The organism is Actinomadura vinacea (assembly GCF_039532545.1).
Classification (GTDB): Bacteria; Actinomycetota; Actinomycetes; order Streptosporangiales; family Streptosporangiaceae; genus Spirillospora; species Spirillospora vinacea.
Genome location: NZ_BAAARW010000002.1, coordinates 335,584 through 361,422, shown reverse-complemented (window position 1 = coordinate 361,422; position 25,839 = coordinate 335,584). Strand labels below are relative to the sequence as shown.

25 protein-coding genes and 3 tRNA genes are annotated in these 25,839 nt (G+C 70.6%); 9 read left to right on the top strand and 19 right to left on the bottom strand.

Translation table 11 applies throughout. The features are described from left to right. The first annotated feature begins 17 nt into the window (after window positions 1-17). Together ABD340_RS03540 and ABD340_RS03535 are read left to right on the top strand one after the other, a co-directional pair. Window positions 18-1,220 carry a cytochrome P450 gene (locus ABD340_RS03540; protein ID WP_344586919.1) on the top strand — a complete coding sequence of 401 codons (1,203 nt, stop codon included), beginning with the start codon at window positions 18-20 and terminating at the stop codon, window positions 1,218-1,220. A gap of 44 nt (window positions 1,221-1,264) precedes the next feature. Beyond that, entirely contained in the window at window positions 1,265-2,167 is a 903-nt protein-coding gene (locus tag ABD340_RS03535; RefSeq protein WP_344586918.1) for a LysR family transcriptional regulator, read from the top strand. Window positions 2,168-2,341: 174 nt separating this feature from the next. Here ABD340_RS03535 and ABD340_RS03530 read toward each other — a convergent pair whose 3' ends face one another. The 8 genes from ABD340_RS03530 to ABD340_RS03495 form a co-directional block, all read right to left on the bottom strand. Beyond that, window positions 2,342-3,232: a JmjC domain-containing protein gene (locus ABD340_RS03530; RefSeq protein WP_344586917.1), complete on the bottom strand. Its 891-nt coding sequence runs from the start codon at window positions 3,230-3,232 to the stop codon at window positions 2,342-2,344. Window positions 3,233-3,301: 69 nt separating this feature from the next. Then, a complete protein-coding gene (locus ABD340_RS03525; protein WP_344586916.1) occupies window positions 3,302-4,504 on the bottom strand; it encodes an MFS transporter in 1,203 nt (400 codons plus the stop codon). Window positions 4,505-4,550: 46 nt separating this feature from the next. Continuing rightward, window positions 4,551-6,212, bottom strand: a complete 1,662-nt coding sequence (locus tag ABD340_RS03520) for a B12-binding domain-containing radical SAM protein (RefSeq protein ID WP_344586915.1) — start codon at window positions 6,210-6,212, stop codon at window positions 4,551-4,553. Continuing rightward, window positions 6,193-6,450 carry a hypothetical protein gene (locus ABD340_RS03515; RefSeq protein ID WP_344586914.1) on the bottom strand — a complete coding sequence of 86 codons (258 nt, stop codon included), beginning with the start codon at window positions 6,448-6,450 and terminating at the stop codon, window positions 6,193-6,195. Before ABD340_RS03515 ends, ABD340_RS03520 begins: the two co-directional genes overlap by 20 nt. A gap of 68 nt (window positions 6,451-6,518) precedes the next feature. Further along, entirely contained in the window at window positions 6,519-6,674 is a 156-nt protein-coding gene (locus ABD340_RS03510) for a hypothetical protein (protein WP_344586913.1), read from the bottom strand. 481 nt (window positions 6,675-7,155) lie between these two features. Then, window positions 7,156-7,229, bottom strand: a tRNA-Thr gene (locus tag ABD340_RS03505). 1 nt (window position 7,230) lies between these two features. Continuing rightward, window positions 7,231-7,302: transfer RNA gene (locus tag ABD340_RS03500), tRNA-Phe, on the bottom strand. Window position 7,303: 1 nt separating this feature from the next. Next, window positions 7,304-7,375 (bottom strand) — tRNA-Gln (locus ABD340_RS03495). A 244-nt stretch (window positions 7,376-7,619) separates the two neighbouring features. Between ABD340_RS03495 and ABD340_RS03490 the strand changes: the two genes are divergently transcribed. Both ABD340_RS03490 and ABD340_RS03485 read left to right on the top strand, forming a co-directional pair. Beyond that, on the top strand, window positions 7,620-9,989 hold the full coding sequence (locus ABD340_RS03490; protein WP_344586912.1) for a SpoIIE family protein phosphatase: 2,370 nt from the start codon (window positions 7,620-7,622) through the stop codon (window positions 9,987-9,989). A 55-nt stretch (window positions 9,990-10,044) separates the two neighbouring features. Then, window positions 10,045-10,656 (top strand): dihydrofolate reductase family protein, encoded by a 612-nt coding sequence (locus ABD340_RS03485; RefSeq protein ID WP_344586911.1) that lies wholly within the window; start codon window positions 10,045-10,047, stop codon window positions 10,654-10,656. 18 nt (window positions 10,657-10,674) lie between these two features. Here ABD340_RS03485 and ABD340_RS03480 read toward each other — a convergent pair whose 3' ends face one another. Further along, entirely contained in the window at window positions 10,675-11,265 is a 591-nt protein-coding gene (locus ABD340_RS03480) for a hypothetical protein (protein ID WP_344586910.1), read from the bottom strand. Beyond that, the gene (locus ABD340_RS03475; RefSeq protein ID WP_344586908.1) at window positions 11,262-11,531 is read right to left on the bottom strand and encodes a hypothetical protein; all 270 of its coding nucleotides are present in this window, start codon (window positions 11,529-11,531) and stop codon (window positions 11,262-11,264) included. The genes ABD340_RS03480 and ABD340_RS03475 overlap by 4 nt, the downstream gene beginning before the upstream one ends. Before the next feature lie 173 nt (window positions 11,532-11,704). Here ABD340_RS03475 and ABD340_RS03470 point away from each other — a divergent pair, with 173 nt between their 5' ends. From ABD340_RS03470 to ABD340_RS03455, 4 genes are all read left to right on the top strand, one after another. Then, on the top strand, window positions 11,705-12,850 hold the full coding sequence (locus tag ABD340_RS03470; RefSeq protein ID WP_344586906.1) for an NDMA-dependent alcohol dehydrogenase: 1,146 nt from the start codon (window positions 11,705-11,707) through the stop codon (window positions 12,848-12,850). A 70-nt stretch (window positions 12,851-12,920) separates the two neighbouring features. Further along, window positions 12,921-13,826, top strand: coding sequence for an LLM class F420-dependent oxidoreductase (locus tag ABD340_RS03465; RefSeq protein ID WP_344586905.1), 906 nt, complete (start codon window positions 12,921-12,923; stop codon window positions 13,824-13,826). Window positions 13,827-13,849: 23 nt separating this feature from the next. Beyond that, window positions 13,850-14,728, top strand: a complete 879-nt coding sequence (locus tag ABD340_RS03460) for an SDR family NAD(P)-dependent oxidoreductase (protein ID WP_344586904.1) — start codon at window positions 13,850-13,852, stop codon at window positions 14,726-14,728. A 103-nt stretch (window positions 14,729-14,831) separates the two neighbouring features. Continuing rightward, on the top strand, window positions 14,832-15,593 hold the full coding sequence (locus ABD340_RS03455; protein WP_344586903.1) for an SDR family NAD(P)-dependent oxidoreductase: 762 nt from the start codon (window positions 14,832-14,834) through the stop codon (window positions 15,591-15,593). Between the two features lie 44 nt (window positions 15,594-15,637). Here ABD340_RS03455 and ABD340_RS03450 read toward each other — a convergent pair whose 3' ends face one another. From ABD340_RS03450 to ABD340_RS03410, 9 genes are read right to left on the bottom strand one after another with little or no spacing between them, the layout of a single operon-like run. Continuing rightward, window positions 15,638-16,804, bottom strand: a complete 1,167-nt coding sequence (locus ABD340_RS03450) for an acyl-CoA dehydrogenase family protein (protein ID WP_344586902.1) — start codon at window positions 16,802-16,804, stop codon at window positions 15,638-15,640. A gap of 7 nt (window positions 16,805-16,811) precedes the next feature. Then, entirely contained in the window at window positions 16,812-17,537 is a 726-nt protein-coding gene (locus ABD340_RS03445; RefSeq protein WP_344586901.1) for an enoyl-CoA hydratase-related protein, read from the bottom strand. Next, a complete protein-coding gene (locus tag ABD340_RS03440) occupies window positions 17,534-18,829 on the bottom strand; it encodes an amidohydrolase family protein (RefSeq protein ID WP_344586900.1) in 1,296 nt (431 codons plus the stop codon). The genes ABD340_RS03445 and ABD340_RS03440 overlap by 4 nt, the downstream gene beginning before the upstream one ends. A 10-nt stretch (window positions 18,830-18,839) precedes the next feature. Next, window positions 18,840-19,160 (bottom strand): hypothetical protein, encoded by a 321-nt coding sequence (locus ABD340_RS03435; protein ID WP_344586898.1) that lies wholly within the window; start codon window positions 19,158-19,160, stop codon window positions 18,840-18,842. After that, window positions 19,157-19,588 (bottom strand): hypothetical protein, encoded by a 432-nt coding sequence (locus tag ABD340_RS03430; RefSeq protein WP_344586897.1) that lies wholly within the window; start codon window positions 19,586-19,588, stop codon window positions 19,157-19,159. The genes ABD340_RS03435 and ABD340_RS03430 overlap by 4 nt, the downstream gene beginning before the upstream one ends. Beyond that, complete coding sequence (locus ABD340_RS03425; protein ID WP_344586896.1) at window positions 19,585-20,295, bottom strand: ABC transporter ATP-binding protein; 711 nt, start codon at window positions 20,293-20,295, stop codon at window positions 19,585-19,587. The genes ABD340_RS03430 and ABD340_RS03425 overlap by 4 nt, the downstream gene beginning before the upstream one ends. Next, the gene (locus ABD340_RS03420; RefSeq protein ID WP_344586895.1) at window positions 20,292-21,017 is read right to left on the bottom strand and encodes an ABC transporter ATP-binding protein; all 726 of its coding nucleotides are present in this window, start codon (window positions 21,015-21,017) and stop codon (window positions 20,292-20,294) included. Before ABD340_RS03420 ends, ABD340_RS03425 begins: the two co-directional genes overlap by 4 nt. Further along, the gene (locus tag ABD340_RS03415) at window positions 21,001-23,112 is read right to left on the bottom strand and encodes a branched-chain amino acid ABC transporter permease (RefSeq protein ID WP_344586894.1); all 2,112 of its coding nucleotides are present in this window, start codon (window positions 23,110-23,112) and stop codon (window positions 21,001-21,003) included. The genes ABD340_RS03420 and ABD340_RS03415 overlap by 17 nt, the downstream gene beginning before the upstream one ends. After that, on the bottom strand, window positions 23,112-24,482 hold the full coding sequence (locus tag ABD340_RS03410; RefSeq protein WP_344586893.1) for an ABC transporter substrate-binding protein: 1,371 nt from the start codon (window positions 24,480-24,482) through the stop codon (window positions 23,112-23,114). The genes ABD340_RS03415 and ABD340_RS03410 overlap by 1 nt, the downstream gene beginning before the upstream one ends. Window positions 24,483-24,777: 295 nt before the next feature. On the opposite strand from ABD340_RS03410, the gene ABD340_RS03405 reads away from it, so the two are divergent. Continuing rightward, window positions 24,778-25,815: an NAD(P)H-dependent amine dehydrogenase family protein gene (locus ABD340_RS03405; RefSeq protein ID WP_344586892.1), complete on the top strand. Its 1,038-nt coding sequence runs from the start codon at window positions 24,778-24,780 to the stop codon at window positions 25,813-25,815. Window positions 25,816-25,839: the final 24 nt, after the last annotated feature.

The window sequence follows — 25,839 nt, the reverse complement described above, 5'->3', positions numbered from 1 at the left end:
GAACGAGGAGGAACACCGTGTTCACCTTTTCCGATCCCGCATACCGCACCGACCCCTACTCCCTCTACCGCAAGGCCCGCGACGAGGCCGCGCTGATCCCGTTCCACCTCGGCGACGTGCCGGTCACGCTGGTCACCCGGTATGAGGAGTGCGCGGCCGTCCTGACCGGCTCCGACTGGGGTCACGGCTACTCCGCGGGCATCAGCCCGTTCCGGGACGCCGTCGCGGCCATCCCCGGCTCCTTCGTCCGGATGGACCCGCCCGAGCACGCCCGGCTGCGCGGGCTGGTGAACAAGGCGTTCACCCCGCGGACGGTGGCCGAGATGGTGCCGCTCGCGAACCAGGTGGTCGACGAGCTGGTGGACGCGGCCGTGCGGCGCGGAAGCCTCGACGTGCTGAACGACCTGGCGGTGCCGCTCGCGGTGGCGATGATCCCCGGCCGCCTGCTCGGCGGCGACCTGGCCGACGGCGAGCGGTTCCGCCGCTGGCAGCTGGCCATCGCCCGGGGCAGCGACCCCGACACGCTGCTGCCGGAGGAGGACATCGAGGCCAGGACGCAGGCCGCCCGGGAGTGCATGGGGCACTTCGCCGAGCTGATCGCCCGCAAGCGCGCGGAGCCCACCCCGGACCTGCTGAGCGAGCTGGTCGCGGTGGAGCAGGAGGGCGACACCCTGACCGAGGCCGAGGTGGTGGGGCTGTGCGTGCTGCTGCTGGTCGCCGGGATGGAGACCTCGATCAACCTGATCGGCAACGGCATGCTCGCGCTGCTGCGCAACCCCGGCCAGCTCGCGCTGCTGCGCGAGCGCCCCGAGCTGATCCCCGCGGCCCTGGACGAGATGCTGCGCTACGACGCGCCGACCCAGTTCACGATCCGGGTCGCCCTGAACGACACCACCGTCGGCGGGCGCGAGTTCCGGCGCGGGGACGGGGTGATCGTGCTGACCGCGTCGGCGAGCCGCGACGAGCGCGTCTACCCGGACGCCGACGCGTTCGACGTCACCCGTTACGCCGGGACCAGGCCCGCACGCCGCCACCTGGGCTTCAGCCTCGGCGTCCACTACTGCGTCGGCGCACCGCTGGCCCGTATCGAGGCCGAGGCGGCGATCCGGACGCTCCTGGACCGCGCACCCGAGCTGACCCTGGCGACCGACGAGGTCGAGTACCAGCCCAGCCTGATCCACCGGGGCATCCTGTCGCTGCCGGTCACTGTCACGACCTGATCCGTTCACCGGTTGCACGCCCGCCCCCGTTAGCCTCGGCCACCGTGGAACTGCGTCACCTCATCTCGTTCCTCGCCATCGCCGACGAACTGCACTTCGGCCGCGCCGCCGCCCGGCTCCACCTGGCCCAGCCCTCGCTGAGCCAGCACCTGCAACGCCTGGAGCGCTCGGTCGGAGTCGAGCTGGTCTCCAGGAACTCGCACGAGGTACGCCTGACGCCCGCCGGAGAGGCCTTCCGCGAGGTCGGCCAGGACATCGTGATCAGGGTGCAGCGGGCCCGGGAGGCGGCGGTGTCCGCGGCGGCGGGCCGTACCGGGACCATCAGGGTCGGTTACAACTTCCCCGCAGGCCAGCGGGTCCTCCCCGGCACGCTGGCCCGCTTCAACGCACGCCACCCCGGCATCGGGCTGGACATGGTCAGCATGCGGACGGGCCCGCAACTGGACGCGCTCGCCCGGGGACGTCTCGATGTCGCCATGGTCTACGGCCGGCCCGCGGCCGCCGGGATGCGGAGCCGTCTCCTGCTGCGCGTGCCGCTGGTGGCGGTCGTGGGCCTGGAGCACCACTGGGCCGGCCGGGAGGACGCGGCGTTCGTGGAGCTGGCAGGCGAGGAGTGCATCCTGTTCCGCAGGACGCAGTCGGCGGCGATGTACGACGCGATCTTCGCGGCGGCGCGGGCCAGCGGCATCGAGCTGAACGTCGCGGAGGAGGTGGACGACCCGGGCGCCACGGCCATCGTCGCCGCCGTCAAGCCGGTGGTCGGCTTCGCCTCCGCGGTGCGCGGCAGGTTCGGGGCCGCCGGCCGGGGCGGTCCGCGCACCACGTCGGTACGGCTCTACGCCCCGGTGCCCATCCTGGACCTGAACGCGGTGTGGAACGCCGACCACCGCCCGCTGGTGGGCGCCCTCCTCGACTGCCTCCCGGCACCCGACCCACTTCAGACCTGACCGGACGAAGGCGTCCAAACGGGTCAGGTTCACCTGCCGCGTCAGCTGAGTACGCCGACTGCCAGTCTCGGACTGGCTGTCACGTCCGGTTTGCGCGAGGAGCCTCGCCACGGCCGGTCCTGCAGGCGGCAGCGTTGGCCCGTCCGCCAAGGCGTTTCGTCGTGCTGGTCGGAGTCACCGGCCGGCGATGTCGCGCAGTCTTACGTCTCCGGTCCGGTACTGGGCGCTGATGAACTCCTTCACCAGAGCGTCGGCATCGGAATTCTCGAACTCGTCCAGGATTTCAAGATAAGCGGACTGGGTCTCCTCCAGAGTTGCGGATTCTCGCATATTTCGCAACGTGTTGATGAGGGCGACGCGGAGCATGTGCGCGGGTGAAACGTAATTGATGCCGAAAGACAGATGGATCGAGAGAGTGCTGGGATCGGCGGACGCGGCGTGGCCCCAGCCTCGCGGGATGACCAGGGTGTCCCCCACCTCGAGTTTCACTTCGGCCGACAGTGACTCCGGTGCGGGGCGTGTGTCGTCGTCTTCGGTCCAGCCGTGCGGTGGGGCGTCGTAGAGCCGCCAGATCTTCGTTCCCTCGGTCTGCACCACGACGACGTAGTCGTCTCGGTCTCTGTGCTGGTGGAAGCCGCTGGTGCCGGGAGGGGTGAGGAAGATCATCGTGTTGAGCGAGGCGACCATGGCCTCGACCGTTTCCAGCGACATGCGCCGCAGGTTCTCCTCCCACAGCTCCGGACAGCTGAGAACCATCGTGTGGCCGTCTTTGACGAGGAGCCGCGCCTTGTCCGCCGATATCAGGAACGGCCATCGTCTGCCCTGGACTTCCACATCGGAGGACATGAGGGACAAGGGAGCCGCGCTGTTGTCCCGGGAAAAGGAGACCGCTGCCGTGGTGATCTGGCCCCGGTCGAGCCAGGTGTCCACCCGTTCGGCGGTGACGCGGTATTCCGGCGACAGGGCCACGCGGGCCGCCAGAGGGCCGTCCGGGCGCTCGGCGGCCGTGGTCGCAAGGAGTTCACTTACCGACACATGCGTCGTCACGGCTCGTAGATCACGCATGTCACGGTCCTTTCGGCTCCAGCGGTGTTCATCCCCTCGGCCCCTGGGTGAGGCGCAGGGAGCAGGCGATCACGACTTGCCTTCCGGTACCAGTGCGGTGGTGCGACTGAGAGCGACCACCACGCCGACGGCGGCCACGGCGGCGGCCAGGGAGCCGAAGATCACCATGGTGCCGGCGGCTCCGAACACGGCGACGGCCGGGGCACCTGCCATGGCTCCGCCGATGGAGGCCGTTTGAACAAGCGCCCCGCTCGCGGCGAAGGCGCGTCCTCGGAGTGCTTCGGGGGTGCATAGCCGGATCACGACCCCTTCTCCCGCGTTGCTCATTCCGTTTCCCACGCCTCCGATGACGGCCGCGGCCAGCGCGAGCGGGTAGTTTCCGGCCAGCCCGATTCCCAAGACCCCAAGGCCGAGCATCAGGTTGCCCGCCGCCAGCAGTTTTTCCTCACGTCCTCGGCTGAGCTTCGATGTGAATGCCTGGATGCCGATGAGTTCGCAGACGGAGTACAGCGCTTCATAGACGCCGAATCCGACGGCGCCGACGGCGAAGTCGTCAGCGAACCGGTAGGGGGCGGCGACGTTGTCGGCCAGGGCGATGCCGGCGGCCAAGGCCGTCAGCGGGATGGCCAGGCGCAGGACCGGCTGGCGCACCAGGAAGCGGAATCCGGCCTCGACGGAGTCGCCGACGCCGCCATCGCCGCCGGGCGGACCGCTGGGCCGTCGGCGCGCGCCGACGGTGGTCAGGGCCAGCGCCAGGATGAGGAAGCTGGCCGCATTGATCAGGAGCGCGGCGCGGGTCTCGCCGGCCACGCTGACGAATCCGCCGATCGCGGGGCCGCCGATGGAGCCCAGGGCCCTGCCGGTGCTCAGCCGTGCGTAGCCGCGTGTGGCGTGCTCCTCCCCGGTGATGTGCGGCACGAGGGCGCCCGCCGCCGGACGTTCCACCGCCGCCTGAGTGCCCAAGAGCGCGACCAGCGCGACGATGGCGATCGGGCTGCTCGCCATGCTCAACGCCACGCTGACGATCGCTTGGCCGATGCTCACGACGATCAGAAGCGCCCGTGCTTCCAGGCGGTCGACGAGCCATCCGGCCAGTGCCCCCATGAGGATGAACGGGGTGAGTTCGGCGAGTAGCAGCGCGGTCACCCAGCCGCTGCCGTCGTGACGCAGGTGCAGGACCATGGCCAGGAACGCCGCCGTGGTGCCGAGCATGGAGAAGCCGTAGGCAGTGGTGACGACCGCGAGGTCCCTGCGTGGACGCCTACTTCTCACCGAGCCTCCGGCCTCGGGACGAGTGGAGTACAGCCGACTCGCTCGCTCATTGGTACGCGGCCCCGGAAACCCGCAGGGCGCGGTCGAGTTCGTCCCGCTCCAGACCGAGTCGGTCGCTCAACCGCTCCAGCGCCTCGGCCGCTGAGGCGATCAGGTCGTCAAGCGTCGTCGTGCGGCGTCCGAATCCGTGCAGGCCGATCTCCTCGAGCGTGTCGGGCTTGCTGCCCGCGGCGAGCTGATCCACCAGGCGGCGGAAGAACATCACCGGCGCGTGCCGCAGCGTGATGCTGTCCAGTTGCAGGCAGGACAACTCCGTCCACGGCCCGGTGCGGCGGCGAAGGCATTCCACGGCACGGGGGTGCTTGAGCAGGGTCTCGCATTTGGCCAGGAGTTGGTCGATCCTCCCCTGGTACCGGCTCTGGAATTCTTGGGCCGACCTCCACCAGGTGCGCAGTTCCGGGCGTTCGAACAGGTCCGCCGTGTCCGGCAACATGCCCGTCGGGAAGGGCTTGCGCCAACGTTGCTCGTAGAACTGGCGAATGGGCGTGCCCTCGTACAGCGCGAGGCTGGTGTAGAAGTGCTCATGGGGGTAGTGGTCGAGGAAGTGACGTTCGATGAAGGCCATGTTCAGCCGCAGGTCCTCGACGGTGCTCGCCGGGTCGACCATGATGAAGTCGAGTGCGATTTCGACACCGGTGCGGGTCAGGAACGACACGGCCGCGTCGTTGACATCGGGATCGACGCCCTTGGCGAGACGTTCCAGCACGCTCGGCGAGGCGCTCTCCACGCCCAGTTCGATGAATCGAAGTCCCAGCGGAAGCATGTCCCGGATCACGTCCTGGGCTTTGAGCACCTGATTGACCCGGGTGCCGAAGCTGAAGGTGATGCGGTCGTCGGCTTCGTGGAGCGCCCGGACTATTTCCAATGCCCGCATGGCCTGCACGAAGAAGTTGGCATCGCTGAAGTAGACGTGCCGGTAGTCGACGCCGTCGTGCCGCCGGAAGAACTCAAGCTCCTCGACGACGCTCTCCGGACTGCGCGAACGGTAACGTCGTCCGATGGTGAGGACTCCGCAGAAACTGCAGTTGTAGGGGCAGCTGCGCGAAGTGTTGATCGTCAGCGCGGGGCGCAGTTCGTCGCGGAGGCCGTCGTAGAAGTGAAGCCGACCGTACTCCCGGTCGGTGATGAACTCCGCCGCGGGAAACGGCAGGGCGTCGAGATCATCGAATGCCGGCATCTCGGGGTTGGCCCGGACCTCGCCGGCCTTGCGCCAGGTGAGGTTGGGGACCGCGGCCAACTCGTCGCCGGCCTCCAGGCACCGGACCAGCTCCAGCGCGGGATGTTCGCCTTCCTTGCGCACGACCGCGTCGATGTCGCGGTGGTCGCGGATGATGACCTCGTGGGTGGCGGTGGCCTGCGGGCCTCCCATGATGACGAAGCAGGAGGGGTTGCGCCGCTTGATCTGGCGGGCCATCTCGAGGGCGATGTGGAACGACTCGTTGTACACGGACATGCCGACCAGATCGTGCTCCCAGAGCCGATAGTCCTCCACCAGCCGGGTGGGACCCGTTGTCGAGTCGCCGAAGTCGAAGCCGGTGGACGGGTAACCGTGCGATTTCAGGAACGCCATTATGTAGGCGAGGCCGATGGGGATGGACTTGCGGCGGTCGGCGAACCCGACCGAAGGGTTAAGAAATGCGATCCGCATCAATGCCGTCCATGTCTTCGCTGGGTCTGATCACACCTCGGGCGATCAGCAGTTGCACGAACGCCCGGCCGTCCTCCGGCAGGTCTGCGATATCGCAAGTCCCGGTGGCGGCCAGGTCGCGCCACAGCGCGCTCCCGCGCTGATTCAGCCGAACCGCCGCTCCGTCGTCGCCGAGGCCCGGGATGTACACGCCACCGCATTCATCGAGATAGGGCATGGCAATGGTGTAATGTGTCATACCAGGAAAGTCTCCGATAGAAGGTCGCTGCGGAAGGGGAAGCCCCTTTCGCAGCGACCGGGGTCAAACTAGTAGCGCTTGCCGAGCATCTTCGTGTAGGTGGCGCTACCCATCTCCACAGCGGAGAAGCCCGGAGCCTCCTCCTGCTCGCGCTGGAGTTCGTCCTCGACCAGGTCGCGCAGCGACTTGCGTTCCACGCTGACGGACTTGCGGTCCACGCTCATACCGATTCCCCCCTCCCGGGTGTACGGCCGTCCGAAAAGACAGAAGCACAATCCAGGCGACCTAAGCGGTTTCTCGTGGGGCCGATCCTCCGTGACGCTTCACTCGCTGTCAACCATGATCTTGACATCCCAAATATACGGCTATCTGCTCACATTGTCGCCCTATCCAACGGCAGGCGGTCCGCCATCTCGAGATCATTCTTCTTCGCGGGCTGATTATGTGTCGATATGTCAGCCTCTAACTCACCGGCGGTGTATCCGAAGGGAACACAATGTTGTCCGGGCTGGCAAGCTTCTACTTCACCGGACCACACCTACCCTCGCGCCGGAAGCCTCGCCCAACAACAGGGCCATAGCCCGTGCGGAGCCTGAGAGCCGGGTACGTGACGTTCCCATCACCTGAAAGTTTTCCTCTGTTCAAGAGGTGTACACCTGCGATGATCAACCCGCTACCGGTGTTTTCGCTGGTCAGAGGGGTAGGAGCCTTCGGCCGGAATCGAACCGGCGACCTACCGCTTACGAGGCGGTTGCTCTGACCGACTGAGCTACGAAGGCGTGGCCCCTCGAGGAATCGAACCTCGGCCTCCTGGGCTTCAACCAGGCGCTCTTCCAACTGAGCTAAAGAGCCGCTGAGGAACCAGGATTCGAACCTGAATCGCCGCGTCCAGAGCGCGGTGTGCTGCCGGTTGCACCATTCCTCACCGATCACTCACCACTGTGCCCGGCCGACATAATTCGCAGCAACCCAATATTCCCGCTGCTGCGAGCGGGGTTCGCGGGGTGGGAGGGGCGTCAGGGAGGAGCGGTCGTCCACTGGGGCGGGGCGTTCGCGGCATGGGGCCGCGCCCGTCTCGTCTGGTTTGGCCAGGCGGCTTCCGGGCATGGCCGAACTCGACGTCGCTGGCGTTCGCTCCCCCTGACCCACCGGGTTGACGCCATGCGACCGTGGAGATCATTGTGGGCCATAAGCCGGGTGCCGACCTCACGGCGATCATCGACCCGCGGGGCATCGTGACGGGGTGGAGCGAAGGGGCCCGGCGGCTGACCGGCTACGCGCCCGAGGACGTCGTGGGCCGGCAAGCGACAGACCTGCTCGTCGAGGACCCGCCTGCACTGCATGTGCCGGCCGCATTCAGTGGCGTGGTGGACCTGCGGCACCGGGACGGGCACACCATCCGGTTGGCCGTCCGGACGTGCACTGTCATGGACGGGGACGGCAGACCGCAGGCGTTCGTGCTCATCGCCACGGAGCCGACGGTGGGCGAGCAGGTCATCCAGCAGGCGTCCATCCCGATGGCCGCCTACGACACCGAGCAGCGTTATCTGTGGGTCAACGAGGTGGGTGCTTCGGTGATGGGGGTCGGCAAGGAGGCGTTGCTGGGGAGGCACTTCGGGGACATCTTGCCGGGGGAGCCTTCCACCCAGGGGTTCCTGGAGTATCAGCGCAAGGTGATCAGGACCGGGGCCCCCGCCCGCTACGAGAGCTATGCCCGTGCTCCGGCCGAATCCCGGGAACACGCCTGGAACCTCGAGATGTGGCCGGTCCTGGACGCCTCAGGGGAGGAGGTCTTCGCGGTCGGCCTGGTCGCGTTGGACAGCAGCGAGCAGTACTGGGCCCGGCGGCGGCTGGCCCTCCTGAACGAGGCCGCGGCCACCATCGGCAGCACCCTGGACGTGGTGCGGACCGCTGAGGAACTGGTGGAGGTGCTCGTCCCGCGGTTCGCCGACTTCGCCAGCATCGACCTGCTCGACTGGGTGCTGAGAACGGAGGCGCCCGAAGTGGCGGACGGGCGCGCCGGCCTCGTGCTGCGGAGGGTCGCGCACCGGTCCCCCACCGAAGGCACGCCGGAGGCCGTCGTCGGGCTGGGCGAGGTGGACGCCTACCCGCCGTTCTCACCGCCCGCCCGGGCGGTGGCGGACGGGCAGCCGGTGCTCAGCGGGGCCGCGGAACCGGATTTCGACCGGTGGATCGCCGGTCACGCGGGGCGGATCTCGAAGATCCGCGAACACGAGGCGAGCGTCCATTCGCTGCTGGCGGTGCCGCTGCGGGCCCGGGGCACCACGCTCGGCGTCGCGGTGTTCGTCCGCGCGCTGAACCCGAACCCCTACACCGGCGACGATGTGGCGTTCGCCGAGGAACTCGCGAGCCGAGCCGCCGTCTGCGTCGACAATGCCCACAGGTTCACCCGGGAACGGGCGACCGCGCTCACCCTCCAGCACAGCCTGCTGCCCCAGCACCTGCCCGGGCAGGCCGCGCTGGAGGTGGCCCACCGCTATCTCCCGGCAGGTTCCCTGGCGGGAGTCGGCGGCGACTGGTTCGACGTGATCCCGCTGTCCGGCAGCCGGGTCGCCCTGGTCGTCGGGGACGTGGTGGGGCACGGCATCCACTCCTCGGCGACCATGGGACGTCTCCGCACCGCGGTGCGGACCCTCGCCGACGTGGACCTGCCGCCGGACGAGCTCCTCACCTACCTCGACGATCTGGTCATCCACCTGGCGAGCGAGGACAGCGACGAGGACGTCGCGGAGCTGGGCGGCACCTGCCTGTACGCGGTCTACGATCCGGTCTCGCGCTGCCTGTCCCTGGCCAGCGCCGGGCATCCGCCGCCGGCGGTCCTGCAGCCGGGCGGCACGGCGCGGCTGGTCGAGATGTCGACCGGGCCGCCGCTCGGGGTCGGCGGCCTGCCCTTCGAGGCGACCCGGCTCGAGCTGCGCGAGGGCTCCCTGATCGCCCTCTACACCGACGGGCTGATCGAGGGCCGTACCCGCGACGTCGACCGCGGCACCGCCGAACTGTGCCGGACACTGGCGCTTCCCGCCGACTCGCTGAACGCCGTTTGCGACAGGATGCTGAAGACCCTGCTGCCCGAGCGGCCCGGCGACGACGTCGCCCTGCTGGTGGCCCGGACCCGTGCCCTGGACGCCGGCCAGGTCGCCGCCTGGGACGTGCCGCCGGACCCCGCCCAGGTGGCCACCGCCCGGCAGAACGCCACCGCGCGGCTGAGCGAGTGGGGGCTGGACGAGGCCGGCTTCGTCACCGAGCTGATCGTCAGCGAGCTGATCACCAACGCCATCCGGTACGGCGAGCCGCCCATCCGGCTGCGGCTGATCCGCGACCGCGCGCTGATCTGCGAGGTGTCGGACGCCAGTTCCACCTCGCCGCACCTGCGCCGGGCCCATGCCTACGACGAGGGCGGCCGCGGTCTGCTGCTGGTCGCCCAGCTCAGCCGGCGCTGGGGCAGCCGGCAGACCGGCGCCGGAAAGACGATCTGGGCCGAGCAGTCACTGCCGGCGCCCGTCCCGCCGGGCCGATGAGTTCGCCGGCGCTCGCGTGTCCATATGGGTACACGGACCACGAAGGGAGCAGGCAATGGAGATCACCTTGGCGGTGTTCTTGACGTTGGACGGGGTGATGCAGGGCCCCGGGATGCCGGACGAGGACCGCAGCGGCGGTTTCGAGCACGGCGGGTGGCAGTTCCCCTATGCGGACAAGGAGCTCTACCGAGCCACCGCCGACTGGTTCGCCAGGGCCGACGGGTTCCTCCTGGGCCGGAGGACCTACGACATCTTCGCGGCCTACTGGCCGACGGTCACCGACCCCGACGATCCGATCGCGTCCCGTCTCAACACCCTTCCCAAGTACGTCGTCTCCACCACCCTGGACGAGCCCGGCTGGAACAACACGACCGTCGTCAAGGGCGTCGAGGAGGTCGCGGCGCTCAGGAGCAGGCCGGGCCGGGAACTGCAGGTCCACGGCAGTGGCCGCCTCGCCCAGACGCTGCTCGACCACGGCCTGATCGACGAACTCCGGTTGTGGACCTACCCGGTGATCCTGGGAAGCGGCAAGCGCCTCTTCGAGCCGGGCCGCGTCCCGGCCGCGCTCAGGCTGGTCAGCTCGGAGGCGACCGGCTCCGGTTCCGTGCTCAGCGTGTACCGGCCGGCGGGCAAGCCGGCATACGGCGACTTCACCCGGGAGGCCTGAGCACCGGCGTCCATCCGCTCAGGAGCCGGGCTCGGCGGGTTTGTCCAGGGCGCGCTTGTAGTAGGCCCAGGGCGAGTCGAAGTCCGAAGGGACGATCAGTTCCCAGCCCTGTTCGTCCATGGCGCGCCGGCGGCGGCGCGACGGCCACCACATCCGCCGGTGCTCCCACCGGTGCGGTGACGCCTCGACGAGATGGAAGAGGTACCCGTAGTCGACGACGTGCCATCCGCGGCGGCCTTCCCGCTCCAGCGCCTCCATCTCGTTGAAGGCGTTCAGGGGCTTGAGCACCCTGCGGGGCGGGGCGTCGCCGGAGTCGGGCCGCCCGCGGCCGGCGGCCGGGGCGCCGAAGCGCTGCTGCGCGGCCTGGCGGCTGATGCCCAGCAGCTGTCCGAGGGCCTCCCAGCTGTGCCCCGCGGTTCGGGCGCCGGTGATGGACTGGCGCAGCAGCCGGCCGGCCTCCTCCGCGGCGACCCGGGACGCGGTGACCATGAGCAGATGGGCGTCGGGGTCGCTGTCGAGTTCTTCGCGTCCCCGCGCGCAGGCGGTCAGGACGGCTTCGGCGACGGCCTCGCGGATGGCGCTCGCCTGCTCTTCCGTGAGGGTGTTCAACGGTCGCCGGGGACGGGCGGGAACGGTTCGAGCTCGTCCAGCCTCGCCTCGTCGGAGTCGGTGGCGGGACCGGACGAGCGCTCGCGCGACGCGAGGGCCGCCGTCACCGCGCCCAAGATGAACGTCGCGAGCGCGACCCCGACGAACAGGCTCCACAGAAGCCAGCCGCCGAACGCGGACTGCGCCAGGAGAAGGAGCGTCGTCAGCGACAGCAGAAGGCAGAAGGTCCCCGATCCAGCGGGCGGGATACGGACATGTCGATTCATGGCGTCAAGAATTCCTTGACATCGGCACCATGTCAACCTTTCCTTGACATCACGCGCGGGCCGGAGCCCTAGGCAGCGGCGTGGCGGACGGTCAGGATGTGGTCTACGACGCGGCCGCCGCCAGGCGGCCGGCGGCGTTCGTTTGTGATCGGCCCGTCGATTGAGGAGGCACCGTGCAGACACGAGCGGCGATCCTGTGGGAACCCCGCACCGAATGGAGCGTCGAGGACATCGAGCTCGACGACCCCAAGGCGGGAGAGGTCAAGGTCAAGCTCGCGGCGTCCGGCCTGTGCCACTCCGACGAGCACCTCGTCACCGGGGACATGGTCCTCGACCCCGAGACGGCGGCGCTGCTCCAGCTGGAGCAGTTCCCGGTCATCGGCGGGCACGAGGGCGCCGGCGAGGTCGTCGAGGTCGGTCCCGGCGTCACCACGCTGAAGGAGGGCGACCACGTGGTGCTGTCGTTCGTCCCGGCCTGCGGGCGCTGCCCGGCGTGCGCGCAGGGCCGGCAGCACCTGTGCGACCTGGGCGCCCTGCTCCTCGCCGGGCGGCAGGTGGGCGACCTCACCTCGAGGCACCGCTCCAAGGGCGGCAAGGACCTGGGGATCATGTGCTGTGTCGGCACGTTCGCGCCGTACACGGTCGTCAGCGAGACCTCCTGCGTGAAGATCGACGACTGGCTCCCGCTGGACAAGGCGGCCCTGGTCGGCTGCGGCGTCACCACCGGGTGGGGCTCCGCCGTCAACGCCGCGGGCGTCCGGCCGGGCGAGACCGTGGTCGTGATCGGCCTGGGCGGCATCGGCATGAACGCCGTGCAGGGCGCGGCCATGGCCGGTGCCCGGCACGTCGTCGCGGTCGACCCGGTCGACTGGAAGCGGGACAAGGCCGCGACGTTCGGCGCCACCCACGCCGCGGCGTCCATCGAGGAGGCCGCGGCGAAGGTCGGCGAGCTCACCTGGGGCGCCAACGCCGAGAAGGCGATCCTCGCCACCGGCGTGGCCACCGGCGACCTCGTCGCCCCGATGATGGCGCTGGTCGGCAAGGGCGGCCGCGGTGTCGTCACCGCGGTCGGGCCGATCCTCCAGGAGGACGTCAAGCTCAACCTGTTCGACATGACGTTGCAGCGCAAGGAACTGGTCGGCTGCATCTTCGGCAACGCCAACCCGCGCCGCGACATCCCGCGCCTGCTGCGCCTGTACGAGGAGGGCAGGCTCAAGCTGGACGAGCTGGTGACCGCCACCTACACCCTGGACGGCGTCAACCAGGGCTACCAGGACATGCGCGAGGGCAAGAACCTCCGCGGAATGATCACGTACTGAGCGGGACCTGCTCGCCGTGTCGCCCTCGAACATGAGAGGATGGTTCTCAAATAGCGAGAGGTATCCTCTGATGATGCGCTTCATCTTCCACTACCCGGAGACGAGCGGGCTCGAGGGCGACGTTCTCGACGCCGGACCGCTCGGCGAGGTGGCGGCGGCGGCGGAACGGGCGGGCTTCGACGGGTTCTCGCTCAGCGAGCACCCCGTGCCGGGGGCGCGCTGGCTGGCCTCGGGCGGGCACCAGACGCTCGACCCGTTCGTCGCGCTCGGCCACGTGGCCGCGGTGACCGAGCGGCTGCGGCTGCTCACCTACCTGGCGGTCTCCCCCTACCGCAACCCGTTCCTGCTCGCCAAGACCGCGGCGACCCTGGACAAGCTCTCGGGCGGACGCCTCATCCTCGGGCTCGGCACCGGATACCAGAAGAGCGAGTTCTACGCCCTGGGCGTCGACATGGACGAGCGCAACGCCCTGTTCGACGAGGCGCTCGAGGTGCTCCCGCTGCACTGGAGCGGCGAGCCGTTCAGCTACCAGGGCCGCCACTTCAGCGCGCGCGAGGTGATCGCCCGGCCGCGCCCGGTCCAGGACCCCATCCCGATCTGGATCGGCGGCAACTCCCGGCTGAGCCGCCGCCGCGCCGCCGAACGGGCACAAGGATGGATGCCGATGACCGGCGGGTCGCAGCTGAGCACGACGGCGCGCACGCCCGCGCTCGGCTCGCTCGGAGACCTGTCGGCCGCCATCGCCGAGGTGCGCGAGTCGGCGGCGGCGGCCGGCCGCTCGGACCGGATCGACGTGCTGCACTCCTACCAGGGCGAAGGGATCCACACGCCCGCCGTCGAGCCGGACCGGCACCGGGAGGCGTTCGCGGAGATCGAGAAGGCCGGCGCCACCTGGACGGTGGTGTCGAGCGGCACCGATACCCTCCCGGCCACGCTGGAGTTCCTCGACGCCTTCGGCTCGACCTACCTCTCGTGACGACCGGAGGGAGCGCGCCTCTCATGGGATGGTTCGAGGAACGCGGCGGCCTCGGCGGGACCGTCGCCGTCGTCACCGGGGGCGCGGGCGGGCTCGGCGAGGCGATCGCCACCGACCTGGCCGCCAACGGCGTCCGGCTCGCGTTGATCGACATCGACGGCGAAGCGGTCGGCGGCCTGCGCCGCACGCTGGACGGGCAGGGGGCCGAGGCGATCGTCCACCACGGCGACGCCCGCGACCCGGACGCGCTGACCGCCCTGTTCGAGGCGGTCGACGAGCGGTGGGGCCGGCTCGACACCCTGGTCAACGTCGTCGGCGGCACCTTCCGGGCGCCGTTCCTCGACACCAGGCCCAAGGGGTGGGACGCGCTCCTGCGCGTGAACCTGCTCCACGTCCTGCACGCCTGCTCGCTCGCGGCGCCGCGGATGCGGGCGGGCGGCCGCGGCGGCAGCATCATCAACCTCACCAGCGTCGAGGCCCACCGCGCGGCACCCGGTTTCGCCGTCTACGCGGCCGCCAAGGCCGCCGTGGAGCATTTCGCGCGGACGCTCGCCGTCGAACTCGCCCCCGACGGCATCCGGGTCAACAACATCGCCCCGGACTACACGCCGACCCCCAACATGGCGAAGCTCTCCCGCGGTGGCGGCGACAACGCGCTGTCGACCCCGGCCGGCGTCCGCGTCGCCATCCCCATGGGACGGCCCGGCGTGGTCACCGACGTCTCTGGCTGTGCGGTGTTCCTGGCGTCGAGGCTGTCCGCGTACGTCACCGGGTCCACCCTCCACCCGGACGGGGGCACGTACGCGTCGGCGGGCTGGTTCAACTGGCCGGACTCGGGCTGGGGCAACCACGCCCCGTCCCGCCTGCTGGACCACTTCGCCCACGGAGCCGAGGAGGGCTGAGGACCGCGGCTCGGAACCACGCCCGAAATATCAATCTGAGCTAGGCAGAATGCTATTCTCTTCATAGAGAACGTCCTATCGGGCGTTGTGCGGGAGGGAAGCGATGGGATACGCGGCGGAGCTGTTCGATCTGACCGGCAGGGTCGTCCTGGTGACCGGGGGCAGCCGGGGCCTGGGCAGGGAGATGGCCTTCGCCGCCGCCCGCTGCGGCGCGGACGTCGTCATCGCCAGCCGCAAGCGCGACTCCTGCGTCGCCGCCGCCGAGGAGATCGAGCGGGCCACCGGCCGGCCCGCGATGCCCTACGGCGTGCACGTCGGCCGCTGGGACGAGCTGCCGGGCCTGGTCGACGCCGTCTACGAGCGCTTCGGCAGGCTCGACGCACTGGTCAACAACGCCGGCATCTCACCGGTGTACGACTCGCTCGCCGAGGTCACCGAGAAGATGTTCGACTCGGTCGTGAACCTGAACCTGAAGGGCCCCTTCCGGCTCTCGGTCCTGGCCGGTGAGCGGATGAAGGCGGCCGGCCGCGGCTCGATCGTCAACGTCAGCTCCACCGGGTCGATCCGGCCCGGCCCGGCCATCGTCCCCTACGCCGCCGCCAAGTCCGGCCTCAACACCCTCACCGAGGGCCTGGCCAAGGCACTGGGGCCGCAGGTCCGCGTCAACACGCTGATGGCCGGGCCGTTCGCCACCCAGGCCACCCGGGGCTGGGACCGCGACGGGCTCGCCGAAGGCGTGCGCCCGCACGCGCTCCAGCGCATCGGCGAGCCCGCCGAAGTCGTGGGTGCCGCCCTCTACCTGATCTCGGACGCCTCCAGCTACACCACCTCCGCGACGCTGCGGGTCGACGGAGGGATCCCCTAGGGCACGCCCGGCCCCGCCCGCCGAACGCGGGGCGGGGCCGGGCGTCACCAGCCGAGACGTCCGGCGCCCGACACCAGCGACCTGGCTATGACCAGCCGCTGGACGTCGTTGGTCCCCTCCCCGATCGCCATGAGGGGAGCGTCCCGGTACAGCCGCTCGACCACGAACTCCGCCGAGTAGCCGTAGCCGCCGTGGATGCGCATCGACTCCAGCGCGCTCTTGATGGCCACTTCCGAGGCGTACATCTTGGCCATCCCGGCCTCCATGTCCACCCGGCCGCCGGTGGCCTCGGACCGGGCCGCGGCCCAGTACGTCAGCAGCCGGGCGGCCTGGATCTCGGTGGCCATGTCGGCGAGCTTCAGCTGGATGGCCTGGAAGTCGGAGATCGGCCGGCCGAACGCCTCCCGCTCGCGCGAGTAGCCGAGCGCCGCGTCGTAGGCCGCCTGGGCGACCCCGACCGCGCGCGCCGCGATGTTGATCCGGCCCACCTCCAGGCCGCCGAGGATCTGCTGCATGCCGCGGCCCTCCTCGCCGCCCAGCAGGTTCTCCACCGGCACCCGGACCCCTTCGAGGACCAGTTCGCTGGTCTCCGGCCCCTTGTACCCGAGCTTGGGCAGATCCCTGGTGACCTTGAACCCGGGCGAGGACGTGTCCACCAGCAGCACCGACAGCGCCCGCGGGGACCGCTCGCCCTTCCCGGTCCGCACCAGGACGGGCAGCACGCCTGCGACGCGCGCGTTGGTGATCCAGGTCTTGGCGCCCGTCACGACGTAGTGGTCGCCGTCCCGGACGGCCGTCGTCGCGATCCCCTGCAGGTCGGTGCCCGCGCCCGGCTCGGTCAGGCAGATCCCCGACCGCAGCTCGCCGGTCGCCATCCGGGGCAGGTACCGCTCCTTCTGCCCGTCGGTGCCGTTGCGCGCGACCAGCCAGCAGGCGACCGAGTGCGGGCCGAACAGCCCGGCCGCGCCCAGCCAGGCGCGGGCGATCTCCTCGAACGCCAGCGCGTAGGAGACCCGGTCGGCGGCCAGGCCGCCGTACTCCTCGGGCACGTTGAGCCCGAACAGCCCGAGCTCCCGCAGCCGCTCGACGATCTCCGCCGGGTACCGGCCGGTCCGCTCCCACTCGGGGGCGACGGGCATGATCTCCTTGTCGGCGAACTCCCGCAGCGTCTGCCGGAACAGCCGCTGCTCGTCGTTCAGCTCGAAGTCCACCGTTCGGTCACCTTCCTGTCCATGCCGGCGGCCTGCGTTCGGCGAACGCACGTGCCCCCTCCTCGGCGTCCGCGCTGCCGAAGACCGACTCGACCTCGGCGGGCGTGCACCAGCGCCGCTCGCGCATCAGCTTCTTGGTCATCGCGACCCCCAGCGGGCCGTTCGCGGCGATCCGCTCGGCCAGCGCCAGCGCCTCCGGCACCACCCGGCCGGCCGGGACGACCCGGTTGACCAGCCCGAACTCGTGGGCGCGGGCGGCGGTGACCGGATCGCCGGTCAGCCCCATCTCCATCGCGACGGCCGTGGGGACCCGCTGCGACAGCAGCGTTCCGCCGCCGCCCGCGAACAGGCCCCGCTTGACCTCGGTCATCCCGAGCCGCGCGTCCTCGGCCGCGACCACCAGGTCGCAGGCCAGCAGCAGCTCGAAGCCGCCGGCGAGCGCGGAGCCGTTCAGCGCGGCCACCACCGGGGTCTGGATCCCCCGGTGGTAGAACCACAGCAGCTTCTTGTAGTCGGCCCCGCGGGCGAACGCCTTCAGGTCGAGCCCGGCGCAGAAGACGGTGCCCGCCCCGGTCAGGACGACCGCCCGGACCTCCGGATCGGCGTCGGCCGCCCGGAGCACCACGGTCAGCCCGTCCATCAGCGCGGGATCGAGCGCGTTGCGGGCCTCGGGCCGGTTCATCGTCGCCACCAGCACGTTCCCGACCCGTTCGGTCAGGACGACATCGCTCATTGGGCGGCTTCCACCGCCCGCCGCGCCCGGTCCCGGTAGCCCTCCAGCTTCTCCGAGGGCGTGATGACGCGGTGGCTGAGGGCCTGGATGGAGACGTCGTGGCCCTCGGCCGCCTTGCGCAGCGCCCCGACCGTGGCCTGCTCCCGCGGGACGTGGGCGAACGGGTCGAAGGAGTACCAGCGCATGGCGTTCTCGTGGGTCATCTTGTCGATGTCGGAATCGGACACCTCGCACCGCACCAGCACCTCGTGCAGTTCCTCGGGCGCGCCCGGCCACATCGAGTCGCTGTGCGGGTAGTCGGCCTCCCAGCAGATGTTGTCGATGCCGATGTCGTGCCGCAGCCGCACCCCGAGCGGGTCGCTGATGAAGCAGGTCAGGAAGTGCTCGCGGAACACCTCGCTGGGCAGCCTCCCGCCGAAGTCCTGCAGCGTCCAGGTGGCGTGCATCTCGAAGGTCCGGTCGACCCGCTCCAAGAAGTACGGGATCCAGCCGGTCCCGCCCTCCGACAGCGCGATGCGGATGTCGGGGAACTCCTTGATCACGCGAGACCACAGGAGGTCGGCGGCGGCCGACACGATGTTCATCGGCTGCAGGGTGATCAACACGTCCGGCGGCGAGTCCACGGCCGGCACCGCCAGCCGGCCCGAGGAGCCGATGTGCACGTTCAGCACGGTGCCGGTGTCGCACAGCGCCCGCCACACCGGGTCCCAGTGCTCGCTGTGGAAGCTCGGGTAGCCCATCGCGGCCGGGTTCTCGCTGAAGGTCAGCGAGTGGCAGCCCTTGGCCGCCACCCGGCGGATCTCCTGCGCGCAGGCCTCCGGGTCCCAGATCACCGGGAGCGCCATCGGGATGAACCGGCCGGGGTGGGCGCCGCACCACTCGTCGATGTGCCAGTCGTTGTAGGCGCGGACCAGCGCGAGCGAGAAGTCGGGGTCCTCGGTGGCGAACAGCCGGGCGGCGAAGCCGGGGAAGGACGGGAAGTTCATCGACGCCAGAATGCCGCCGGCGTTCATGTCCTTGACGCGCTCGTGCACGTCGTAGCAGCCGGGGCGGATCTCGTCCAGGCCCGCCGGCTCCATGCCGTACTCCTCCTTGGGCCGGCCGGCGACCGCGTTCAGCGCCGCGTTGGGGATCACCGTGTCGCGGAACCGCCACACGTCGGTGCCGTCGTCCCGGTGGATCAGCTGCGGCGCCTCGGCCTTGTACCGCTCCGGCAGGTGGTTCACGAACATGTCGGGCGGCTCGATGATGTGGTCGTCGACGCTGATCAGGATCATGTCGTCGCGTTTCATGGCGTTCCCTTCAGTCGGAGGCGGGCAGGGGTTTGGCGGCCTTGAGGGTCATCGGGACGCCGTCGCAGCTCAGCTCGCCCGGTCCCGAGGAGACACAGAGCAGTTCGAGCGTCGCCGCGGCGTTCACGTAGCGCTTGCCGATGAGGGTGACGGCGTCGCCCGGGTCGGACGACGGCTGCTGGGCGGAGGATTTGCCGGGGACCATCGGGCTGCCGCCGCAGGTGATCTCGGGCCGCTCCTGTCCGGGAGCGCGCACGACGACCACCCGGGTGCTGCAGACGGCGCTGGCGAGCTGTTCACCGGGGCGCAGGGCCGGGGCTGGTGAGGTCATGGGCGGGTGTCCCTTTCGATCAGGCGGTCGGCGAGCAGGGTGAGGTCGTAGGACTGGCGGGCCATCCAGAACCGCAGGAACCCGGTCAGCGAGTACCGCACGAAGAGCGCGGCGCCCACGACGCTCCCGGCGACGCCGCCGAGGGCGAGGGCCAGGGCGTCGCGCTGGACGAGCGGGTCCCGGGTGCTGTGCGCCATCAGGAAGGCCGCGACGCCCAGCACCGGTCCCAGCGCCATCAGCGTCGCGCCGAGCCGCAGCCAGAGGCCGGCGCGGGCGGCGGCCGGGTCGGGGATCTTGAGTTCGGCCAGCTCGCGGACGAAGCGGTCCGCGCGGGTCTCCTCCGCGGCGCTCCCCGCGGGAGTCCCGGTCTCGGCGGCCTTCGTGCCGGTCGAGGGTGGCTGTGTCGAGGGTGTCTCGGTCGAGGTCATGCGGAGCTCCCCAGGTAAAGGGCCGACAGTTCGGTGCGCAGTTCGCCGGGGGCGCCCTGCCGTTCGATCCGGCCGCGCACCAGGACGGCGGCGTGATCGGCGATGTCCAGGACGGCGGCCGCGAACTGCTCGACCAGCAGCACGGCGACGCCCTGCCGGGCGATCTCGGTCACCTGCTCGTAGAGCCGGCTCACGATCAGCGGGGCCAGCCCCATGGACAGCTCGTCCAGGAGCAGCACGGCGGGGTCGGTCGCCAGGCCGCGGGCCAGCGCGAGCATCTGCTGCTCGCCGCCGGACAGGGTCCCCGCGGTCTGCCCGGCGCGTTCGGCGAGGGCGGGGAAGCGGGCGAACGCCGTCTCCTCGACCTCCTCCCGGCCGCGCCCGGTGAAGGTCATCATCAGCAGGTTGTCGCGGACCGACAGGTTGGGGAACACGCCCCGCCCCTCGGGGATCAGGCAGACGCCCTTGCGCGCCAGATCGTGCGGGGCCGCGCCGGTCACGTCCCGGCCGCCCAGCAGCAGCCGGCCCGACGCGGGGGGATGGATGCCCGCCGCGACCCGCAACGTGGTCGTCTTGCCCGCGCCGTTCGGCCCGAGCAGCGCCACCACCTTGCCCGCGGCGACGCCCAGGTCCACCCCGTGCAGGACGGTGATCTGCTCGTACGCGGCGCGCACGTCGCGCAGTTCGAGCAGGGGGCGGTCGTTCATGCGTCCCCCAGGTAGGCCGCCAGGACCTTCTCGTCGTTCCGGATCTCCGCGGGCGGGCCAACGGCGATGACCTTGCCGAGGTCGAGCACGTGCACCTCGTCGCACACGCTCATGACCAGGCCCATGTCGTGCTCGACCAGGACGACGGCGGTCCCGTCGTCGGCCAGCGAGCGCAGCAGGGCGGCGAACCTCTCGGTCTCCTCGCCGTGCTGGCCGGCCGCCGGCTCGTCGAGGAGCAGGAGCCTGGGCCGCACGGCCATCGCCCGGCCCACCTCGACCAGCCGGGCGACGCCGGTCGGCAGCGTGTCGGCGGGGCTGTCGGCGGAGCCGGCCAGGTCGAGCCGGTCCAGGATCTCGGCGACGGCGCCGTCCGCCCGGCGGCGCTCGGGCCCCAGCTCCGCGGCGACGAGCAGGTTGTCGCGGACGCTCAGCCGGCCGAACAGCTCCAGCCGCTGGAACGTCCGGGCCAGCCCGTGCCGGGCCCGGCGCATGGGGCCCAGCCGGGTGACGTCCCGGCCGTCCAGGACGACCCGTCCCGAGGACGGCCTGCGCAGCCCGCACACGACGTCGAACAGGGTGCTCTTGCCGGCCCCGTTGGGCCCGATCAGACCCGTGACGCGGCCCTGCTCGGCGGTCATGGCGACCCCGTCCAGAGCTCGGTTGCCCCCGAAGGAGACCACCACTCCGCGCACTTCCAGCGCCACGCTATCCGGCGACGGCACGGCCCAGCACCTCCCCGTCCTCCGCACGCCAGGGGCGCCGCACGCCCCACCATTCGACCGGGACCTCCGGCTCGGCGGCCGGGGCCGCCTCCCTCCGCGTGGCGTGGCTCTGCACGATCCGCGCCCCGACCAGCAGGGCGACGAAGAACGTCCACCCGTTGATCAGCTCGGCGAAATGCAGCAGCCAGCCCGCCGCGACCAGGCCGAGCAGCGCGGTCAGGGCGGTCCGGTTCCTGCCGAGCGGCTCCCAGCCGGCGCGCATCATGGGCAGCACCCCGTCCGGGTGGCGGCTGATCCCGATGCCGACCAGGGCGGTCAGCAGCGCGATCGGGTTCTGGGTCCACGGGGCCACGCTGACCAGCACCTGCGGGCCGACGAAGGACGCCCCGGAGAACACCCCGTTCCCGACCCGGCCCAGTCCGCCGATCACCGCGATCAGGAAGATCGGCAGGCCCGCCACCAGGTTGAAGTTCTCGGCCGTGACGGACCTCAGGTGCATCCCGTACAGCGCGCCGCCGAGCCCGGCCAGGCCCGCCGACAGCGAGAACACCATCAGCTTGGCCAGCAGCAGGTTGCCGCCGAGGGTCGCGTAGGCGGCCTCGCTGTCGCGCAGCGCGATCAGCCGCCGCCCGAACGCGCCGCGGCGCAGCGCCGCCACCCCGAGCACGGCCAGGGCCAGCACCACCGCGGCGAGCACCATGATCTCCCGGGTCTCGTCCGCCTGGAACCCGAGCAGCCGCGGCCCGGCCATCTCCACCGACCCCTGCTGGAACAGCCCGATGCGCACGCCGAACAGCTCGAACGAGGGAAGCGTGAAGATCCACCGGTCGAGGACGATCGTGAAGGCGGCGGTCCCCAGCGCCAGGTACACCCCCGACAGGCGCAGTGCCGGCAGCGCGATCAGCGCGCCGACGACGGCCGACACCAGGACCGTGGCGCCGAGCGCCCACACCTCCCCGTTCGCGCCGAGCTGCGCCCACACGACCGCGCCGATCCCCGCGATGCTGAACTGGCACAGCGAGACCTGGCCGGCGTACCCGGTCAGCGGCACGTACGACAGGGCGACGATGCCGAGCGCGAACATCGACCCGTAGGTGATGGCCTGCTCGTCGCCCAGCGTCGTCGCCAGGAACAGGCCGCCCGCGACGATGCAGACCGCGAACACCGCCGTCCCGCGCACCGGCGGCACCGGCACCTGGATCAGCTTGCGGTCCCGCCCGCGCAACCGCCGGTGCGGGAACAGCAGCAGCACCGCGAACAGCAGCAGCGCGGGCGCGGCCAGCCGCAGCCCCGGCAGGAAGTCGTTCTGCGGCAGGTAGCCGGTCAGGTAGCTCTCGGTGCAGCCGACGACGACCGCGCCGAAGAAGGTGAGCGGCAGGCTGCGCAGCCGGCCGAAGATGGCGGAGGCGTAGGCGCTGACGATCAGCAGCGAGAGCATCTGGGCGTCCAGCGCGACGGTCGGCGCGATGAGGATGCCGCCGATCGCGGCCAGCTGGGTGCCGAGCATCCACGCGACCCGGTTCGCCCGGACCGGGTCGGCGCCGGTGAGCCCGACCAGCGCCCGGTCGTCGACGGTCGCCCGCATCTCCGCGCCGGTGCGCGTCCGATACAGCAGCGCCCACAGCCCGGCCGCGACCGCCACCGCGACGACCATGGTGAGAGCCTGGTGCCAGGTGACCACCGCGGGGCCGATGCGGATCGGCGGCCGGTCGACGAAGAACGGCGAGAGCGGCCGGGCCTCGTTCGGGTCCCAGATCCAGCGCGCCACCGCGATGAACCCGCTCAGCAGCGCGACCGTGATCACCAGGCGCTGCGCGTCGCCGAGGGCCTGGGCGTCCCGCAGCACGAACCGTTCCAGCAGGAGCCCGAAGACGGGGGCGAGCACGAGCAGCACGATCGCCAGGGCCACCGGGGCCGGCAGGCCCCACCCGCCGGTCAGCTGCCAGTAGGCGAAGGCCGCCAGCATGCCGGTCGCCCCGTGGGCGAAGTTGAACACGCCGGTCGTGGTGTAGGTGAGCACCAGACCGCTGCCGATGACGGCGTAGATCGCGGCGGTGCTCAACCCCACCACACCGAAAGCCAGGAACTGCTCCATCACTTGAAGTCGCTCATGCTCTTGCCGACGTCGGGGAGGGTCACCGGCTTGGGGTAGGTCCCGGTGTACTTGTACGGGGCCGAGTTGCAGCGGTAGACGCCGTTGTCGGCCTTGAAGTCCGTGGTCTTCCAGCCCTTCGAGGTCGCCTTGACGGCGTTCCAGCACTTCGGCGGGGCGTCCTTCACGGACGGATCGATGGGGGCGATCAGGCCGCCCGCCGTCCACCGCTTCTCCTTCTGGGCCGCCTCGTAGACGCACTTGCGGGTGAGGCCGTCGCCGCAGCTCGCGGCCGCCTTGGCGAAGAGCAGCCAGGTCGAGAACGCGCGCAGCGCCGGCTGCGTCGGCTCCTTCCCGGGAGCGTACTTGTGGAACAGATCGATGAACTGCTTGGTCGCGGGGTTGCTTGAGGCGCTCTCCAGCGGGTGCATGCCGCTGAGGTCGGCCATGACGTTCTGGAAGTCGAGCGTCTTGCCCGCGATCTTGATGAACGCCGCGTTGTAGGCGCTGGCGTTGGCGTCGATCCAGTCGAGCTTGTAGTTGATGTTGGTCAGCGCCTGCATGAGCTTGGCGAGGCTGGCGAAGTCGCCGTTGAACACCAGGGCCTTGACGCCCTTGTTCTTGATGGACTGGGCGTAGGGCGTCCAGTCCGAGACACCCGACGGCGGGTACAGGTCGCTGTAGGCGACCTTTCCGCCGGCGGCGGTGAGGGACTCCTTGCCCTGCTCGGTGATGATCTTCGGACCGGGGCTGTCACCGGAGATGAAACCCAGGGCGCTCGCCGAGGACGGGTACGCCTCCTTCACCAGCCACCGCCAGAAGCCGTCGTAGCGGCTGTAGGAGGGGCCGACGCCGAGCGGGTAGACCTGCAGGTCCGAACCGTTGGCCTCGAACTGGACGGTCTGGCCGGCGAAGTCGGGCAGCAGGCACGACAGCCGCTCCTTGACGCCCGTGCCGTCGAACGCCGAACCGCCGCCGACCAGCGCGAAGTCCTCCCGGCACGACTCCAGCACCCGCTGGCGGACCTCGAACAGCTTGGCGTCGCGGGTGTTGGAGACGAGCTTGCGGCCGTTGATGCCGCCCGCCTCGTTGCACCAGGACGTGAACACCTTGGCGGTGTCCACGAACTCCGACTTCTTGGTGAAGCCCATGTCGGTCAGGGTGCCGACCTCGATGGTGTCGGCGGTGACGCCCTGGGCGGGGGAGCTCTTGGCGTCACCCGCGTTGCAGATGCGCTTGAGGTCGCCGAAGTCGTAGGACACGGCCTTGGCGGTGCCGGTGGGTGACTCCTCTGTACTGGAGCCGCTGCGGGCGCAGCCGGCGGCCAGCAGGGCGACCGCTATGAGGGCGGCGAGGCTCTTCTGCGGTTTCACGGATCTCCTCCTCGGTATCCCCCGGCCGGCTGGTGGGTCAGACGGTCACGCGCGCGCCCTGTGTGCGGCGGGCGGTGACGGCGGCCTGGCGGACCGAACAGTCCCAGGTTGCGGAGTCCGGCGGCGTCCCATCAGGCAAGCTCCTCTCGGTATGAGGAAACTAGCTTTTCACTTGGTGAGAATCAACCATGCGTTCAGCAGAACGATGATCCGCTATCGTCGCCGCTCGCGGTTCGGTATTGACCATCTCATCCATGAAGAATAGCGTTCTCGCCAAGGGAGATCGGGAGGACCCATGTCCGAGGCAAGGCTCGACGTCGTCCAGTGGGCCACCGGGAACATCGGGACGCGCGCGCTCCGCGGGGTCATCGAGCACCCGGCCCTCAACCTGACCGGCGTGTACGTCCATTCGGCGGACAAGGCGGGCACCGACGCCGGGCCCCTGTGCGGGCTCGGCGAGACCGGGATCAAGGCCACCCGCAGCATCGAGGAGGTCCTCGGCCTGGGCGCCGACTGCGTCCTCTACATGGCGGCGGCCTGCGACTTCGACGAGGTCTGCCGGCTGCTGGCCGCGGGGGCGAACGTCGTCACGACCAGGGGCGAGTTCCACCGTCCCGAGAGCATGGACCCGGCGGTCCGCGAGCGGGTCGAGGCCGCCTGCGAGGAGGGCGGCACCTCCATCCACAGCACCGGGAGCAGTCCCGGATTCATCACCGAGGCCGTCCCCCTGGTCCTGAGCTCCATCCAGCGGCGGCTCGACGGCCTGACGATCAGCGAGTTCGCGGACCTGTCGCGACGCGACTCGCCGGACCTGCTCTTCGAGGTGATGGGCTTCGGGAAGCCGCCCGCCGAACTGGACGAGCGCCGCCTGTCCCACGGGAAGACCAGCTTCGGCCCCTCGCTGGAAGTGGTCGCCGACGCCCTGTCGATGCCGCTGGACTCGATAGAGGCGGGCGGCGAGGTCGCCACGGCCCGGCAGCGGACCCGCATCGCCGCCGGGACGCTGGAGGCCGGCACCGTGGCCGCGCAGCGGATGACGGTGTCGGGCATGCGCGACGGCCGCGCGGTGGTGCGCTTCCGCGCCCTCTGGTACTGCACCACCGATCTCGACCCGGCGTGGGACGTCCGCGAGACCGGCTGGCACATCGCGGTCGACGGGGACGCGCCGCTCGACATCGACATACGCTTCCCCTTCCCGCTGGAGCGGATGGCCGAGACCTCGCCGGGCTACACCGCGAACCGCGCCGTCAACGCCGTGCCGTTCGTCTGCGCGGCGGCGCCGGGCATCCGCACGTCCCTCGACCTCCCCCAGATCCACGCCGTGCTCGGCTGAGCGCAGGCCGGTGCCCCCGTCCCC